The sequence below is a fragment of the Blautia sp. JLR.GB0024 genome (assembly GCF_037000545.1).
Lineage (GTDB): Bacteria > Bacillota > Clostridia > Lachnospirales > Lachnospiraceae > Blautia > Blautia celeris.
Genome location: NZ_JBANBF010000002.1, coordinates 577,816 through 593,992, shown reverse-complemented (window position 1 = coordinate 593,992; position 16,177 = coordinate 577,816). Strand labels below are relative to the sequence as shown.

Here is a 16,177-nt window from a genome sequence, read left to right as displayed (position 1 = left end):
AAAAGTGCCCTCCTGTTCTTTTGCATTCCTCAAAACTAGATTTCATTATAAAATATCCCGCTTCAATTTACAAGAAATTTTCCCTTCCATATCTTAAAAACAGAATATCTGACAAAAATCGCCCCTGCAAAGCCGCATTCTTCGTGAACCTTACTTAACTGTATTTTATACGGGATTTACGTGAACCATACAGTGTTTTACCAGCGGAAACTCCTTTTCAACGGCATCATGTACCTTCTGGGCTATCTCATGTCCTTCCTCAAGGGAAAGCGTGCCATCCGCGGAAATTTCAATATCCACATACATTTTTGCTCCGAAAAGCCTCGTATGCAGCATATCAATATGCAGCACGCCGGCCTGTTTTGAAATAATGCCGCGCATCTGTTCCAGAGTCTCATCATCACAGGATTTATCCACCATCTTATCTATGGCATCCTTAAATATATCATAAGCCGCTTTTCCTATAAATAAACATATAATCACACTGGCAATGGGATCTAAAATAGGATAACCCAATCTTGCGCCCAAAATACCGGCAAATGCTCCGACAGAAGAAAGCGCGTCGGAACGGTGATGCCAGGCTTCTGCCATCAAAGCGCCGGAATTGATCTTCTTGGCTGCTGCTCTGGTATACCAATACATCCACTCCTTGAACACAATGGAAACGACAGCTGCCACAAGTGCGATAACGCCCGGTATCGCTGCCCCTTTACTGTTTCCCTTTATGATTTTTTCCACACCGCTGATCCCGATTCCAAGCCCCGTGGCCAGCAGGATCACAGCCAGCACAATGGCAGCCACACACTCCAGTCTGTCGTGTCCGTACTGATGGTTGGCATCTGATTTTCTTTTGGAAATGCTGATTCCAAGAACTGCGATGATAGTTCCAAATACATCGGAAGCAGAATGTACCGCATCAGAGATCATAGCACCGGAATGACCGATAATACCTGCAAGCAGTTTAAAGAGAGAGAGCAGCACATTACCTGCCACACTGACTCCGGATACATGAAGTGCAATTTTCTTTGCCTTTTCATCCGTAACGAATTCTTTCCTTACCTGTTCCATTTTAAATCCTCCCCGGTATTGTTTCTTTGATACTGCATAACTTTCTCTGCTGCTTCTTAATACCCGGGCTGTTTCCAACCATTTAAAAAGCACCTGCGGAACAATAAAGTAATCTACTGTCCCACAGATGCCCTATGCTCATCTGCTGTCACTAAAAGTGACCCGGCTATACGGATGCCCAGCATCCGTGCCTGCTCAGTTTGTACTGTAGTATAAATGCAGTGCAAAGAAGTTTATGTTATTTTATGCCAGAGCAGGCCCATTAGTCAATGCTAATTTTTTATTTAGTTTTCTGTCTCGAATTCTTTGATCACAATTCCCATCCGCTTTGCGCAGACTATGGCCTGCGACATATTGAGCACAGCACCTCTCAGTTCCTCCTTGCCGTCGGATATGATGATTTTGTCCATATCACAGTCAGACATATCCACGCCCTTGAGCGCAGTCTTGAAAAAGCTGGTGCCGGCAAACTTTACCTGATGTAAGTCCATGTTGTCCAGCCCACATTTGCTCAGGCTTGACTCTTCCATATTCGTGTCCTTTATTTTAACATAGCTCATTCTGGATGCGTCCAGATTCATATCTGAAAGATTACATTCCAGAAATGACACATGCCGCATAAGGCTGCCGTAAAAATCAGCTCCAACTGCCTTGCAGGACTGAAAGGAACATCTCTTAAAATAGACATCCGTGAGGCTGGTGTTGGAAAAATCGCAGTTTTTAAAACGTACATCAGTGAAACTGGCCTCATCGAAAAAACAGCCGATAAACTTACAGTTTTCAAAAGCTACCCTTTTGAAACGAAGCAGTTTCCCATCAAACTTAGTGATAAACACTCCTTTAAAACAGCAGCCTGTAATTTCTTCCTCAGAAACCTTCGCAGCTTCCAGTACAGAAGACACGTCTTCCATGACCGGCAGTTTTACAGGAGCCTTTGGTTCTTGAAACATTTTACTGTTCATATTTTACCCACATTTCTCTTTCGTTTTAATTTGTAAGTTTAACCACAAATATCTCCACATTTGACCTCAGCGTTTTGGATTATTCCCATTCAATCGTAGCGTTCGGCTTTGGACTCATATCATAGCAGACACGGTTTACGTTTTTAACTTCCTTCATGATACGGTCTGTGATCTTCAGAAGTACCTTCCAGTCAACTTCCTCAATGGTAGCAGTCATGGCATCCACAGTGTTGACTGCACGGATGATTACCGGATATTCAAAACATCTGGCATTGTCACGCACACCGACGGATTTGAAATCAGGAACCACTGTAAAATACTGCCAGACTTTTTTATCCAGTCCTGCATTTTTGAATTCTTCACGAAGGATCGCATCGGATTCACGTACTGCTTCCAGACGTTCCCTGGTAATCGCGCCCAGACATCTCACGCCCAGTCCCGGACCCGGGAACGGCTGTCTGTACACCATTTCTTCCGGAAGTCCCAGCTCAATGCCGCATGCGCGCACTTCATCTTTGAATAACTGTTTCAAAGGCTCTACCAGCTTAAACTGTAAATCTTCCGGCAGGCCGCCTACATTGTGATGGGATTTCACCATTTTAGCCGTTTTGGTTCCGCTCTCAACAATATCAGGATAGATGGTTCCCTGTCCCAGGAACTCAATACCTTCCAGCTTTCTCGCCTCTTCCTCAAAGACACGGATAAATTCAGCACCAATAATCTTACGCTTCTGCTCCGGATCATCTACATTTTCAAGCTTTGTCAGGAAACGCTCAGAGGCATCCACATAAACCAGATTCGCATCCATCTGGTCTTTGAATACTTCCACTACGCTCTCAGATTCTCCTTTGCGCATAAGGCCGTGGTTTACATGGACACATGTAAGCTGTTTGCCAATAGCCTTGATCAGAAGTGCTGCAACTACAGAACTGTCCACACCGCCGGATAATGCCAGAAGAACTTTTTTATTGCCAACCTGTTCTCTGACGATCTCGATCTGGTCAGCGACGAAATTTTTCATATTCCAGTTTGCTTCCGCTTTACAGGTATCAAAAACGAACTTTTTCAGGATCTCAGCCCTCTGTTCCTCGCTCAGGTCCTGATATTTCTCACTGCAGGCCGCCGGTTCATGGTCAATTGCCATTACCGGACTGCCAGCTTCATAAATCTCCTGTCTTACATCAATGCGAACGCCGTCAACTATATGGTTTGGCCCGCCGTAAATGATAATACCTTTCACATTCGGGAGCTTTTCCAGCTCTTCTTTTGTAATATCATGGGGATAAATCTCACTGTAAACACCCATAGCACGGATTTCTCTCGCCAGTACGGTGTTCTCTGTGCTTCCCAGGTCAAGAATGACAATCATATCCTGTTTCATCGATATTTTCTCCTTTTGTATTTTCATATATTACACTGCCGCGGATGAATGCATCCGAAACAGATGTATATCTTCAGACAAGTGACTGATGCTGCCATTTTCCTCTGATATATCGAATGGTAAAGCAGACAGCGCGGAACAGCCAGTCAATCGTCATAGCCACCCACACGCCAAATACGCCCCAGTGAAGCTTTACACCCAGCAGCACTGAGAATCCGATACGAAAAATCCACATGGAAACAATGGCCAAAAGCATGGTAAAACGCACATCTGCCGCTGCACGCAGAGTGTTTGGCAGCGAAAAAGACAACGGCCATATGGTCACTACGCATATGGAATGATATATCAGTATTTTATAAGCGTAGCCGCTGGCCTCCGCTGACAGTCCGTAAGCCCTGATGATAAAGGGCATTACAAGCATGAGCAGTATATTGATTCCAATCAGGGAAATATAGGCGACCTTCATCAATTTCTTCGTATAATAATGTACCTGCTCAAAATCATTGGCTCCCACACACTGTGCTCCCACTGTGAGCAGCGCAAATCCTATGGACATTCCCGGCAGGACTGCAAATGTAGCCACATTGTTGGACACAGCATTTGCCGCAATGGACGCGGTTCCGAATCCCGTAACAATACTGAGCACCAAAATTTTTCCAAGCTGGAACATACTGTTTTCCAGACCGTTTGGTATACCAATGTATAATATTTTCTTCAGAAGCATCCAGTCTGTTTTGAATGAAAACGGATGGTGGATATGCAGAATCCTGCTCTGATTATTTAAAAGACAGAGCATTACCACACAGGCAACCCCTCTTGATACAAGTGTGGGAATTGCCACACCCTCCACACCTCTGTGGAATCCGTAGATGAGCAGCGCATTTCCGCCCAGATTGATGGCGTTCATAAGCAGGGACGTCTTCATTGCAATGGTTGAATTTCCCATGGCACGGAAAATAGACGCACCTGCATTGTACAGGGCAATCATGGGCACAGACGCAAATACGATCAGCAGATACACATTGCAGTTATACATAACGTCTGCTTCAATCCTGCCGAACACTCCGTTGATAATAAGGTTCTTCCCAAGATATCCAAGCACCATAATGATGCAGGATGCTTTCAGGGTAAAGGACAGCAGCTGGTTGGTTGCCAGGCAGGCATGCTCAGCTTTCTTTTTCCCGATGAACTGTCCTGCGATAACGGCTCCTCCTGTAGCCAGTGCTGTAAAAATGTTGATGATCAATACCATAACCGTATCGATCAAGGATACACCTGACACGGCAGCCTCGCCTACGCTGGCCACCATGATAGAATCGGCAAGTCCTACAAACGCCTGCAGAAACTGGTCGATAATCAGCGGTATGATCAGCTTCCGCAAATCCGCATTTGAAAAGAATCGATTCATTTGTTTTCCCCTCACAATAAGCTTTTGTATTTTGATAGGAACAATTATACGCCCATATTTTTGTCAAAACAAGAGTCTCTTTTGTTAATTTTGCACCTTGTGCAGATATTTTTCCCGGGTAGCCATTCCACCCCGGATATGACGCTCCTGCTTGTTCACGTCAAGGACCTTGCGGGCACACTTTGCCAGTGAAGGATTAAGCTGCAGCAGACGCTCGGTTACGTCCTTGTGAACTGTACTCTTGCTCACCTTGAACTCCCTGGCGGTCTGGCGGACTGTTGCGTTGTTTTCAATGATGTAGTTGGCTATGGATATAGCACGTTCTTCTATATAACTTTTCAAGGAAAAATCTCCCGGAAACGTTGTTTTTACAATGTATGCCGGGAAATTTGGTTGTATGTCAATGCAAATTATTAGTTAATGTAGTGTAGGCTATTTGATTGTATTTCGCCGTAGGGGCGATCATATATGGACATCGGCACCGGGGGGGGGCAGGTTTAACTCAATCTACGCTGCCGTGCAAGCAGCGATACGGTTCCAATGCCGGTGTCTTTAACGTCAACCTATTTCAATCCACGCCACCGCGCAGGCAGCGATAGCAAAAATACACAAACATCCTCACTACATCTTGTATATAATATCACATTATCCTCATATTTACAATTAATTTCCACCGATTCCTCTCACTCCCCACCAACCCTTCTCCCCATTTTCAGCCCCACTACAAGTGCGAATCTCCCAATAAATCCATGCTCCCTCTCAATCCACACCGGAAATTCTCCCTCCACTTACACTTGACATCCCTTCCCCCCGCGTTTATGGTATACTAAAACCCTCATCATCCGGCATCACCCAAAAGGAGGCATAACTTGAACTACACACTATACCAACTTCTATGGTTTTATTTACTCTATTCTTTCATTGGCTGGGCAATCGGTACGTCGGTTGCGGCGGTCAGGGAGCATCGGTTCATTGACGTAGGTTTTTTATTCGGTCCCTATTGTCCGGCTTATGGTTTCGGGGCAGTGGCGTTTGCGGTCTTTCTGCCCGAACTCAGAAATCACCTGTTCTTTCTTTTTCTGGGCGGGGTGATTCTTTCATCTGTTATCACGTTTTCTACCGGTTTTGTTCTGGAGAAAATATTCCACCGGAAATGGTGGGATTACTCACGGAAAAGATTTCAGTTTGGAGGTTATGTCAACCTGCCATACACGGTTGTGTGGGGAATCTCCGCCGTAGTCTGTATTTCCTTTATCAACCCATCCCTGAAGGAACTGCTTGTCTTGATTCCCTCCAACCTGGGAACCATATTGTTAATTGTCCTGTACGTGGTTCTCTGTCTCGATCTGGCAGGAACGATTATGGCTATCAAAGCCGTTCATTCCAGGCTGCGAAAACTCTCTATCATTGAGGATGTATCTGAAAATCTGCAAAAGGCTGCAGATATGATGGGTGAAGGGCTGACCGGATGGGTACAGAAGCATATGGCTAAGGCTTATCCCAACCTGGAGGCGAAAGAATTATTAGCTGCCAGACAGGAAAAGGAACGACAGCTTGAGGCAGCAAAAGAGCGCGCCGGTGTATTTGCCGTCGGCTGTTCGTTCTACAAGCTGGTCTGTCTGTTTTTCCTCGGAGCTTTTCTTGGAGATATCACGGAAACCATTTTCTGCCTTGCAACTACCGGTAAATTAATGAGCCGCAGCAGTGTCGTTTACGGACCGTTCAGCATTGTATGGGGCCTGGGATGTGTACTGCTGACTGCTATTTTGTATCAATACCGCAATCGCAGTGACAGTTATATTTTTATCTTCGGTACCGTATTAGGCGGAGCTTATGAATACATATGCAGTGTGTTTACAGAGCTGGTTTTCGGTACTGTGTTCTGGGATTACAGTGACATTCCTTTTAATCTGGGAGGCCGTATCAACCTGCTTTACTGTTTTTTCTGGGGCATTGCCGCAGTCATCTGGCTGAAAATTCTTTACCCGCGGCTGTCCGCACTGATAGAAAAAATCCCGAAAAAAGCCGGAGTTCCCATCACATGGCTTATGATCTTGTTCATGGTATTCAACATGATCATGTCAGGCCTTGCGCTTAACCGGTACACGGAACGCCACTCCAATATATCGTCTGCCGAAAATGCAGTTACACGTTTTCTGGATAAACATTTTACCGATGAACGTATGGAACATATCTATCCAAATGCTATATTAGTCGATGACTAAACCCACCATAAATGCCTAAAGAAAAAGACAAGATTCGGGATACTGCCTCCGCATCTTGTCTTTCTTATATTCTTGAAGGAACATCGTTTTATTTTTTTCTTACCACAGCAATGCTTATACTTTTTGCCCGATATCCGCACCAGCCTATAACCTCTTTGAGAATGATACTGAGCTTCGAAAAACTTAGTCCGGCCGGATAACAAACCGTCTCCATATGAGTAGATGGGAATTTTAAACTGCCCTTATTCTCATCCGCAGATTAAGCCGATAAAACATCCTATACCAGCTCCCAATAACTTTTGTCAAAACACTTGAGAGTGGCTATAGATATAGAAAAGTTCTTGACTCTGTCTATACTCTTTTGCACAGGGTTCAAATGTTTTATCAAATTCTTCCGCAGCCTGGTTATCCATTTCATAAACACGACTTTCGTGAAAAGTCCATCTGCCCTTAGGAACAGCCCCTGAACATAGTTCCTTTACTAATAAAGCTGTCGGAAAAATATTATCACCAACGCAGATATTATAATGTTTGCAGCTCTTGAAACCACTGCTTATATAATTTTCCGGGTTTCCAAATATTACAATTGTGTCATAACCGAGTTCTGCAGCCTTTTTGAAAGAGTGTTCCAATAACATTTTGCCGTAGCCTTTTCTCTGGTATTCGGGAAGTACACTTAGCGGTCCAAATGTCAAAATATTTTTTTCACGTCCGTTTTCATCCTTAAGCATTGCTTTCGTATACATAATATTTGCAATAATGGAATGGTCCAATTCTGCCACAAAATCTAATTCTGGTATAAAATCTTTATGGTTACGCATCACGTGCACGAGATAGTGTTCATTACATCCCGGGGAATGCAAATTCCAAAACGCCTTACGGGTTAATTCCTCTACTTCTCTGTAATCAGATTGCAATTCATTTCTTATCTGCATTATGCCTTTTGCTCTCCTTCTCTGCCCATTACTGTTTCAATCTTCGGTTTAAAAACATCACTGCGGTCCTATTGCAGACATACATTTCAATACTTCTTGCAAACTGACATTTTTACAGTGATTAAACAGCATTTAATTACCTTGTCCATCTGCACATACAAAAAATCACTTGTATTCATGCACATTTTCCGTAAAATTAATGTCTATAGTATACCGAAATCAACACTGTTTTATCAGCCTCATGGCTTACAATTCCCGCATGCCTCATATCCGTTATCTATCAGCTCGTCTTTGCTGCCTTTATAATAAGCTTTATTGTCTTCCTTCATTCCTTTCAGCGACGAGCAGGAAGGCAGGTGAATCTTCTTTGTATGTGTGTTCAAAACATAGTCGCAGTGCTCTGCGTCACTGTTATTTTCCTCCACATACGGCTCTTCTTTATCGCCGCTCGCAGTCCTGGTACCGGGTGTATAATCGTTGCAGGGTTCCTGTTCCCAGGATATTGTTTTTCCATCACTGTGGAGAATGATCGTTCCCTGTTTGTCCGTACGGAATACGGGAATCCCATCATCCTCCAACAGCTTTATGGTATCCTGCCTGGGATGTCCGTAGCTGTTGCCGTCTCCGCAGCTTATCACTGCATAGGAAGGGGAAATCTGTTCCAGAAATCTGCTGCTCAGGTAGGAACCGTGGTGGTTTAAAAGAAATACATCTGCCGCAATATCTGCACCGGATTCCATTACCTGTTTCTCACCGGTTTTCCCCATATCACCGCCAAAAAAGAAACGATTATCCCCATTTTCCACAATCACTCCCACTGAATCCTCATTCTCGTCCTCGTGGCCATAAGAAATCGGAGAAATGACCCTCACGGAAGCACTTCCAAGGGAAAAGACATCGCCCTGGGACGGATGCGTCTCCTCGTACCCCTGTTTCTCCATGGCATCCTGATAGGACTTATAAATGGAAGAATCTGTCTCATAATCAGCCGTGATGACTTTTCCTGCCGGAAACTGGTAGAGCGCACCAATAGCTCCCGCCAGGTGGTCCTCATCAAAGTGGGATATCAATATGTAATCCAAAGACTCCACATTCTGACGCTTCAGATAACTTACCACAAAGGAGGATGCTTTCCTGTTTCCTCCGTCTATGAGCATATAGTGCCCTTCAGATTCCAGAAGCGCTGCATTTCCCTGCCCAACATCCAGATAATGTACGTTCAGCCGGCCGCTGCCTTCTGCTTCGCCTATAGGCTGACCACCGACCTCCGGCTGGCTCCCATCCGCCGTCTGCCCCACGGAGCTGCATCCTACCAAAAGTAATGCCAGAACCACCAGCCCGGCTAATAAATTTTTCCATTTCTTCATTTCCCTTAATTCCTTTCCCGTCTTATCCCTGGTGCCTGTTCACCTGTCTGTTTTCTCCACAATACATACGTTTTTTGCAACTATCCAATCAGTTCTGCGCATTTCCTGCACAGGCTGTGCGAAAAAGCAGCAACAGGACATCCCCCATCAAACAACAATTTTAATGGGCTGATCCACATAACAATTCAACCGGCTGAATCATAACACGCTTTTTTATAAGCCTTCTCCACCCTCTCACTAAAACATACCATAATAATCTCTTCTATATCAGGATACTTTTCCAGTCCCTCGTAAATCGTCTTCACTGCGATCTCAGCCGCCTGCTCCAGAGGATATCCGTAAATCCCTGTGCTGATTGATGGAAATGCCACAGTCCTGCAGCCATTTTCATGAGCTAACCGGATACAGTTTTCATAACAGCTTTTCAACAGTTCCGCCTCTCCGAAAGCGCCGCCGTTCCAGACAGGCCCCGGAGTATGAATCACATATTTTGCAGGAAGCTGATACCCTTTTGTTATCTTTGCCTGTCCGGTCTCACATCCGCCAAGTGCTCTGCATTCATTCAAAAGCCCCGGTCCCGCCGCTCTGTGGATGGCCCCGTCAACACCACCGCCGCCCAGAAGAGAACAATTTGCAGCGTTTGCAATGGCATCCACATGATACGTTGTAATATCGCCTGTTTCAATTTTAAAAATCCCCATACTGACCTCTCCTTTCCTATCCTGCCATCTGCCGTTTTTTCATCATCTGCCGCAGTTTGCACCAGCAGACCATGTGTGCCGCTGCAGTGATCACCCAGGTTATAGGGTACGACAGATATAAGACAAACAGACTGTGCTGCCATACAAATATGGTAAATATCCAGACAATCCTAAGCCCGCAGGCCCCTGTCAGGGACACCAGCATAGGCAGAACCGAATATCCCATACCGCGCAGACTTCCCACCAGCACCTCCATGATACCACAGAGAAAATAGGGAAGACATATGATTTTAAGCCTCTGTATTCCGTAAGCGATCACCTCTGCATCCGAGGAGTAGATTCCAAGAAGATGCGGTGAAAATAATACCATCAGACATCCGAAGATTCCTCCGATGACCGTCACAAGCACCAGACACCTCCATAAAATCTGACTAATCCGTTTCTGATTACCGGCCCCCATATTCTGGCTGGTGAAACTCAATGCAGCCTGGTAAATAGAGTTCATGGAGGTATATACAAACCCCTCCAGATTGGATGCTGCTGTATTTCCTGCCATGGCAATGGCTCCGAAAGAGTTTACAGAGGACTGGATCAATACATTGGATATGGAAAAAATGGCACTCTGCATCCCTGCCGGAAGACCAATGCGGACAATGTGTTTTAACTTGTCTTTATGTATTTTCAGCTTTCTAAGTTCCAGCCTGCACATTCCCTCTGTATGCATAAGGCAGCGCAGAATCAAAAGTGCTGACACTGCCTGAGAAATGATCGTGGCAAGCGCCACACCCGCCACGCCAAGACCGCAGACAATAACAAAGAACAGATTCAGCACCACATTGATGACTCCGGCCAGAAGCAGATAATAAAGAGGCCTCTGGGTATCTCCTGTAGCTCTCAGCACCGCTGCACCGAAATTATAGAGCATCATAGCCGGCATCCCTACAAAGAAAATCCTCATATAGAGCACTGCCTGCCCCAGAACCTCCGGAGGTGTTGCCATCCACTCCAGCATTGGCCTGGCAAACGCTACACCCAGAAATATAAGAATACAGCCGCAGACAATACTGAACAAAATAGATGTATGTACTGTCTCGCTTACATTTTTAGAATCCTTCGCCCCGCAGAACCTTCCGACCAAAACATTTGTCCCAATGGAACACCCAATAAATACATTGACAAAAAGCTGTATCAGAGAACTGGTAGACCCCACGGCTGCCAGAGCATGATTTCCAGAAAACCTTCCCACAACCACAATATCTGCCGCATTAAACAAAAGCTGCAGAATACCGGATAAAATAAGCGGCACAGAAAACAGCAGCAGCTTTCTCCAAAGCGGCCCGTTGCACATATCTATTTCGTATGACTTCTTCATTTTCCTCTTCCTTCTAAGGCGGAATTCTGCCGCCTTACTCTCTGTTTTAAACCAAAACAATTTTAAATCTGCCGTACTGCGTCAGACATCATTTCTTACAGAAGCCAGATACAAACAGGACTACCCACCTGCATACTGTCTTCTGCTGCCGCCTCTTTGAAATCCATATGCTTCACCGAAATGATCTCATTGGAATCCTGGTTTGCAATGACCAGATATGTAATCCCCGAATCTCTGTCCTCTGCCGCTGCAAAGCAGCGCGGTGTCTTTCCTCCGGAGGAGATACTGCCTGTGAGCGCAAGCCTTCCCTCACGGTCCACATCATATACACTGATATTGTCAGCTCCCCTGTTGGAAACATATAACTTTGTCCCGGCAGAATTAATGCGGATTTCCGCCGCTGTATTCGGTATTTTTCTGTCCTTCTCCATGAGGCTGGAAACATCCTGTACTTCTTGAAGTGTGCCGCTTCCATAGTCATATACAAGAACCCTGTTTCCCATCTCCTGCACTACATAAAACATGGGAAGAAACGGATGGTATACCAGCATTCTCGGACCATATCCGGGCTTTGTCATCCAGCTCTCCACCTCTGTAAAAGTCCATTCACCCTTCTGTTCCCGCACCACACAACGGCTTATTTTGTCCAGCCCCAAATCACACACAAGCACACCTTCCGCAAAACGGCATGGATGGATAGAATGTACGTGAGGTCCCTCCTGCCGCTCCTCATCAACGGAATGTCCCTGATGCTGTATCACCATTGCCGGTTCCCGGAAATGCCCGTCTTCCCCTATCCTGTATGCGCAGGCAGAACCGCTGCCATAATTACTGATATATAATATCCTCTCCTCCTCATCCAGATAAAGATGACAGGGATTGGTTCCCATGGAAGGTTTTCTGTCCACCAGCCTCATCATGCCGTCCTTCCCGGTTTCATAAACACTGACAGCTCCGCTTTCAAGTCCTTCATACTCTTCCAGCTCACTCACCGCGTAAATCCTTTTTCCTGCTTTATCTGCACAGACATAGGAGGGATTCTTTATCCCTTCTATCAGCTGATCCTGTTTCATTTTTCCTGCTGTCATATCTATTTCAGCCAGATATATCCCCTGTCCGTTGCCGTTAAAACGGCTTCCGTCACCGAATATAACGGTTTCCGTATATGTACCGATCAAAAACTTCTGTCTCTCTTCTGACATCCTGTCTCTTCTCCTTTTTGCTCACTTTACTTGGCATCCTGAGGATAGCAGATCCCGCAGATCCTTCTGATTTCATCCAGTTCCCTCATGATCCGGAGGCTTTCCGCCCAGGGCATAACCGGACTCTCTGTCCTGCCCTCTTTCAACATTTTTTCTACCTCCAGTGCCTCGTAATGGTATCCGTTTCCGGCCACTTCGACGACTCTTTTTTCTTTCAGCGTATCCGTGCGGAAATCCTCATTTGGTTCAAACAGATAGACCGTATTGGGACGCCAGAAATACGGAATTTCCAGTTCAGCCTTATCCGTGATGATCACTGCCCGGTTGTCCACTTTTCTATTGATGGAAAATACCATATCCGCCAGACATCCGCAGGGATAAGTCATCTGGATACAGGTATTCAAATCCACTGTCTCCGCATTCTTTTCAGACCATGCGTGTATCACATCGGGTGTTTCTCCCAGAAGATACTGTGCAATGCTTACACCATAAACACCCACATCGAGAAGAGCACCGCCTCCCAGTTCAGCTTCAAACAGACGCCTTGTCTCCGGCTTAGCCGGCCCGCCAAATGTAAAATGCATATTATGCACTTTTCCGTACACACCTGCCTGTATTTCCTTTTTCAGCTCTCTCATTGCAGGGATAAATCTTGTCCACATAGCTTCCATAAAAAAGGTATGATTCTCTTTTGCCAGCTCAAGGATCTCTTCCAGTTCCCGGGCATTCATTGTCACCGGTTTTTCACACAACACGGGTTTCTTTGCTTTTAAGCAGGCTTTGACGCACGCCAGATGCTGAGGATGAATGGTCCCCACATAAACAGCATCCACATCTTTGTCATTTACCAGTTCTTCATAGGAACAGCAGTATTTCTTTGCCTGTATCCCGTAATCATTCCTTCCGGACCGGGAGGCCAGTACCTCCACCTGCATATCCGCTACTTCTTCCAGCCCTTTTGCGAACTGGGATGATATAAAACCGCCGCCCATAATTCCCCATCGAAACATATTGATTCCTCCTCATCCGTTTAACTGCCGCTATTTTTCTCAATAATTATGCCACATACAGTATACCACAAACGGACAGCCGGGAATATACTTTCCCGCCTGTCCGTTAAAATTATAATTCATATTTGCTGCTGTTCTCACATCACTGATCCACGGCTGCCTGGAGCTTCTCAATCAGTGCCTGCACTTCCTGTGTGCTCACTCCCGCAAAGCTTCTGAATGTCCTGAGTGGTGAATTCTCCATCATTTTCAAAGACATTTCAGGTGAGATAGCTTCACTTGCCGCACTGCCTTCCTCATCACCGGCACCTATATTTGCCATCATGGTTTTCAGCAGGCCGCTCATGATCTCTCTTGCCTTCGGCTCTGCGAGCAATTCCGCAACGGTGGTGTTCATGTGGATTTTCACAGGAATCTTCGTTGTAGAAGTAAGCTGCACCGCATCTTTTAAAAGAATATCCCTGGAGGAACTTCCCACAAGAATCTCATATGTGCCGGTGGCTGCATACCAGTCAGAAATTTCCGTATTGTACCATGCAAAGCTTCTCTTATCCAGCTCCATAGCAACAACCTTTTCCTCGCCGGGCGCCAGCTCTACCTTGGCAAAATTCTTCAATTCCTTAACCGGTCTGCTGGCAGCGTTGGTCTTATCTGTCACATAAAGCTGTACAATCTCCTTGCCGGCCATACTTCCGGTATTCTTAACCTTAAGTGAAACCGTCAGAGTGTCCGTATCCTTTATCTCCTTTGCTGACAGCTTCAGATCGCTGTACTCAAATGTAGTATAGCTAAGTCCATAGCCAAAAGGATAACGCACTGCCATTTCCTTGGTATCATAATAGCGGTATCCCACAAATACTCCTTCTCTGTACTCCACGGTCTTCCCATCACCCGGGAAGTTCAGATAAGACGGGTTGTCGGATAATTTATAGGGAACGGTCTCTGCCAGCTTACCGCATGGATTGGCTCTGCCGAAGAGAATATCCGCCTGGGCCTCTCCCACCGCCTGTCCACAGAGATAAGACTCCAGGATTCCTCTCACATCATCTGCCCACGGCATTTCCACAGGGGAACCATTGTGAAGAACCACCACTGTATTCGGCTGTACTTTTACGATTTCCGCGATTAGCCTGTTCTGGCACTCCGGCATTCTCATATGCTCCCTGTCATACCCCTCAGACTCAAACGCATCCGGAAGACCTGCAAATACCACAGCGATATCCGCATGTTCAGCCGTCTCCACTGCCTCAGCAAACATGGCTTCATCCACTTTGTCCTCTTTCACGTCATATCCCTGTGCATAAGACACATCCGCGTATTTCTTGACTGCATCCAGCGCGCTTGTCACCTTAAAGGAGTTGATATGAGAACTTCCGCCTCCCTGGAACCGGGGCTTCTCTGCAAATTTTCCGATAAACGCAATCTTCTGTCCTTCTCCCTTCAGAGGCAGGATTCCATCATTTTTCAAAAGCACCATGGACTCTCTCGCGATTCTGGCTGCCAGATTGTGATCTGCTTCCTTATCAAATTTGCCGGGCTGACGGTTATCTGAGAATTTGAAGATAATATTTAGGATTCTCTCAACCGCTGTATCCAGAACCGCTTCATCAAGCACACCTGTTTTCACAGCTTCCACAATCTCCGCATCCGTATGTCCGCCGCTTGCCGGCATTTCCAGGTCAAGACCTGCTTCCAGTCCTTTTACCCTGTCGTTCACTGCACCCCAGTCAGACATAACGTATCCTTCAAATCCCCACTCATCTCTCAGAATTTCCGTGAGCAGTCTGTGGTTCTCAGACGCAAATGTTCCGTTAATCTTATTATAAGAGCACATCACGGTATCGGGTCTGCTCTCCTTCACTGCGGCCTCAAAAGCTGCCAGATAAATCTCCCGGAAAGTTCTCTCATCTATTTCAGAGGAACATGACATTCTTCTGTGCTCCTGATTATTTGCCGCAAAATGTTTGATGGATGTTCCCACATTTTTCGACTGCACACCCTTTATATGCGCTGCAGCCATCTGTGAAGCCAGATACGGGTCTTCTGAAAAATATTCAAAGTTCCTTCCGCACAGCGGTGACCTCTTAATATTTACTGCCGGGCCTAAAATGACAGACAGATTCTCCGCCTGACATTCGTCTCCCAGCGTCTCACCTAAAGTCTCTAAAAGCTCCCGGTCAAATGAACAGGCAGTCGCACAGGCAGTAGGAAAACACACGGCTTTGATACTCTCATTTGCTCCGAGATGGTCTGCCTCCTTATCCTGCTTTCTGAGTCCGTGAGGTCCGTCGCTGACCATCACCTCAGGAATCCCCAGCCTTTCCACACTTTTCAAATGCCAGAAATCCTTACCGGAACACATCCCCGCCTTCTCTTCCAGTGTCATCTGTTTTACAATTGCTTTCACATCACGTTTCATGCTTATTCGCTCCTTTGCATAAATTCATCATGCTCTCCAACGGCTGTGCCGCATGATGAGCTATACCCTTAAAATACCACGTATATGCTCCGGAGAATATCAAAATCATGCTGTTTATATCAATTTC

General features: G+C 45.8%; 13 protein-coding genes and 1 riboswitch. Of the genes, 1 reads left to right on the top strand and 12 read right to left on the bottom strand.

Annotated features, from left to right (window positions below; genetic code table 11):
* Positions 1–165: 165 nt before the first annotated feature.
* The 5 genes from V8Q34_RS06810 to spoIIID form a co-directional block, all read right to left on the bottom strand.
* Positions 166–1,068 (bottom strand): cation diffusion facilitator family transporter, encoded by a 903-nt coding sequence (locus V8Q34_RS06810; protein ID WP_033139148.1) that lies wholly within the window; start codon positions 1,066–1,068, stop codon positions 166–168.
* A 114-nt stretch (positions 1,069–1,182) separates the two neighbouring features.
* Positions 1,183–1,277: riboswitch (NiCo riboswitch) on the bottom strand.
* Between the two features lie 75 nt (positions 1,278–1,352).
* A complete protein-coding gene (locus V8Q34_RS06805; protein WP_054350520.1) occupies positions 1,353–2,030 on the bottom strand; it encodes a pentapeptide repeat-containing protein in 678 nt (225 codons plus the stop codon).
* 79 nt (positions 2,031–2,109) lie between these two features.
* The gene (gene guaA, locus V8Q34_RS06800) at positions 2,110–3,411 is read right to left on the bottom strand and encodes a glutamine-hydrolyzing GMP synthase (protein WP_335835117.1); all 1,302 of its coding nucleotides are present in this window, start codon (positions 3,409–3,411) and stop codon (positions 2,110–2,112) included.
* A gap of 73 nt (positions 3,412–3,484) precedes the next feature.
* Positions 3,485–4,819, bottom strand: a complete 1,335-nt coding sequence (locus V8Q34_RS06795; protein ID WP_052098778.1) for an MATE family efflux transporter — start codon at positions 4,817–4,819, stop codon at positions 3,485–3,487.
* 84 nt (positions 4,820–4,903) lie between these two features.
* Positions 4,904–5,161, bottom strand: a complete 258-nt coding sequence (gene spoIIID, locus V8Q34_RS06790) for a sporulation transcriptional regulator SpoIIID (RefSeq protein ID WP_033139152.1) — start codon at positions 5,159–5,161, stop codon at positions 4,904–4,906.
* A gap of 527 nt (positions 5,162–5,688) precedes the next feature.
* On the opposite strand from spoIIID, the gene V8Q34_RS06785 reads away from it, so the two are divergent.
* Positions 5,689–7,044 (top strand): putative ABC transporter permease, encoded by a 1,356-nt coding sequence (locus V8Q34_RS06785; protein WP_335835116.1) that lies wholly within the window; start codon positions 5,689–5,691, stop codon positions 7,042–7,044.
* Between the two features lie 302 nt (positions 7,045–7,346).
* On the opposite strand, the gene V8Q34_RS06780 is transcribed toward V8Q34_RS06785, so the two are convergent.
* The 7 genes from V8Q34_RS06780 to V8Q34_RS06750 form a co-directional block, all read right to left on the bottom strand.
* Entirely contained in the window at positions 7,347–7,982 is a 636-nt protein-coding gene (locus V8Q34_RS06780) for a GNAT family N-acetyltransferase (protein WP_335835204.1), read from the bottom strand.
* 236 nt (positions 7,983–8,218) lie between these two features.
* A complete protein-coding gene (locus V8Q34_RS06775; protein WP_103731448.1) occupies positions 8,219–9,346 on the bottom strand; it encodes a ComEC/Rec2 family competence protein in 1,128 nt (375 codons plus the stop codon).
* A 185-nt stretch (positions 9,347–9,531) separates the two neighbouring features.
* Entirely contained in the window at positions 9,532–10,047 is a 516-nt protein-coding gene (locus tag V8Q34_RS06770) for an O-acetyl-ADP-ribose deacetylase (protein ID WP_335835115.1), read from the bottom strand.
* Positions 10,048–10,063: 16 nt separating this feature from the next.
* Positions 10,064–11,419, bottom strand: a complete 1,356-nt coding sequence (locus tag V8Q34_RS06765; protein ID WP_335835114.1) for an MATE family efflux transporter — start codon at positions 11,417–11,419, stop codon at positions 10,064–10,066.
* A 95-nt stretch (positions 11,420–11,514) separates the two neighbouring features.
* On the bottom strand, positions 11,515–12,621 hold the full coding sequence (locus V8Q34_RS06760; protein WP_335835113.1) for a lactonase family protein: 1,107 nt from the start codon (positions 12,619–12,621) through the stop codon (positions 11,515–11,517).
* Positions 12,622–12,647: 26 nt separating this feature from the next.
* Positions 12,648–13,631: a Gfo/Idh/MocA family protein gene (locus V8Q34_RS06755; protein WP_227209904.1), complete on the bottom strand. Its 984-nt coding sequence runs from the start codon at positions 13,629–13,631 to the stop codon at positions 12,648–12,650.
* A 142-nt stretch (positions 13,632–13,773) separates the two neighbouring features.
* The gene (locus V8Q34_RS06750) at positions 13,774–16,050 is read right to left on the bottom strand and encodes a glycoside hydrolase family 3 C-terminal domain-containing protein (protein ID WP_335835112.1); all 2,277 of its coding nucleotides are present in this window, start codon (positions 16,048–16,050) and stop codon (positions 13,774–13,776) included.
* Positions 16,051–16,177 lie beyond the last annotated feature (127 nt).

Bases quoted from the DNA above. Each gene is read 5' to 3' on its own strand.
- V8Q34_RS06770 (WP_335835115.1), bottom strand. From the start codon at position 10,047: ATGGGGATTTTTAAAATTGAAACAGGCGATATTACAACGTATCATGTG.
- V8Q34_RS06805 (WP_054350520.1), bottom strand. From the start codon at position 2,030: ATGAACAGTAAAATGTTTCAAGAACCAAAGGCTCCTGTAAAACTGCCG.
- V8Q34_RS06750 (WP_335835112.1), bottom strand. From the start codon at position 16,050: ATGAAACGTGATGTGAAAGCAATTGTAAAACAGATGACACTGGAAGAG.
- guaA (WP_335835117.1), bottom strand. From the start codon at position 3,411: ATGAAACAGGATATGATTGTCATTCTTGACCTGGGAAGCACAGAGAAC.
- V8Q34_RS06755 (WP_227209904.1), bottom strand. From the start codon at position 13,631: ATGTTTCGATGGGGAATTATGGGCGGCGGTTTTATATCATCCCAGTTC.
- V8Q34_RS06795 (WP_052098778.1), bottom strand. From the start codon at position 4,819: ATGAATCGATTCTTTTCAAATGCGGATTTGCGGAAGCTGATCATACCG.
- V8Q34_RS06765 (WP_335835114.1), bottom strand. From the start codon at position 11,419: ATGAAGAAGTCATACGAAATAGATATGTGCAACGGGCCGCTTTGGAGA.
- V8Q34_RS06760 (WP_335835113.1), bottom strand. From the start codon at position 12,621: ATGTCAGAAGAGAGACAGAAGTTTTTGATCGGTACATATACGGAAACC.
- V8Q34_RS06810 (WP_033139148.1), bottom strand. From the start codon at position 1,068: ATGGAACAGGTAAGGAAAGAATTCGTTACGGATGAAAAGGCAAAGAAA.
- V8Q34_RS06775 (WP_103731448.1), bottom strand. From the start codon at position 9,346: ATGAAGAAATGGAAAAATTTATTAGCCGGGCTGGTGGTTCTGGCATTA.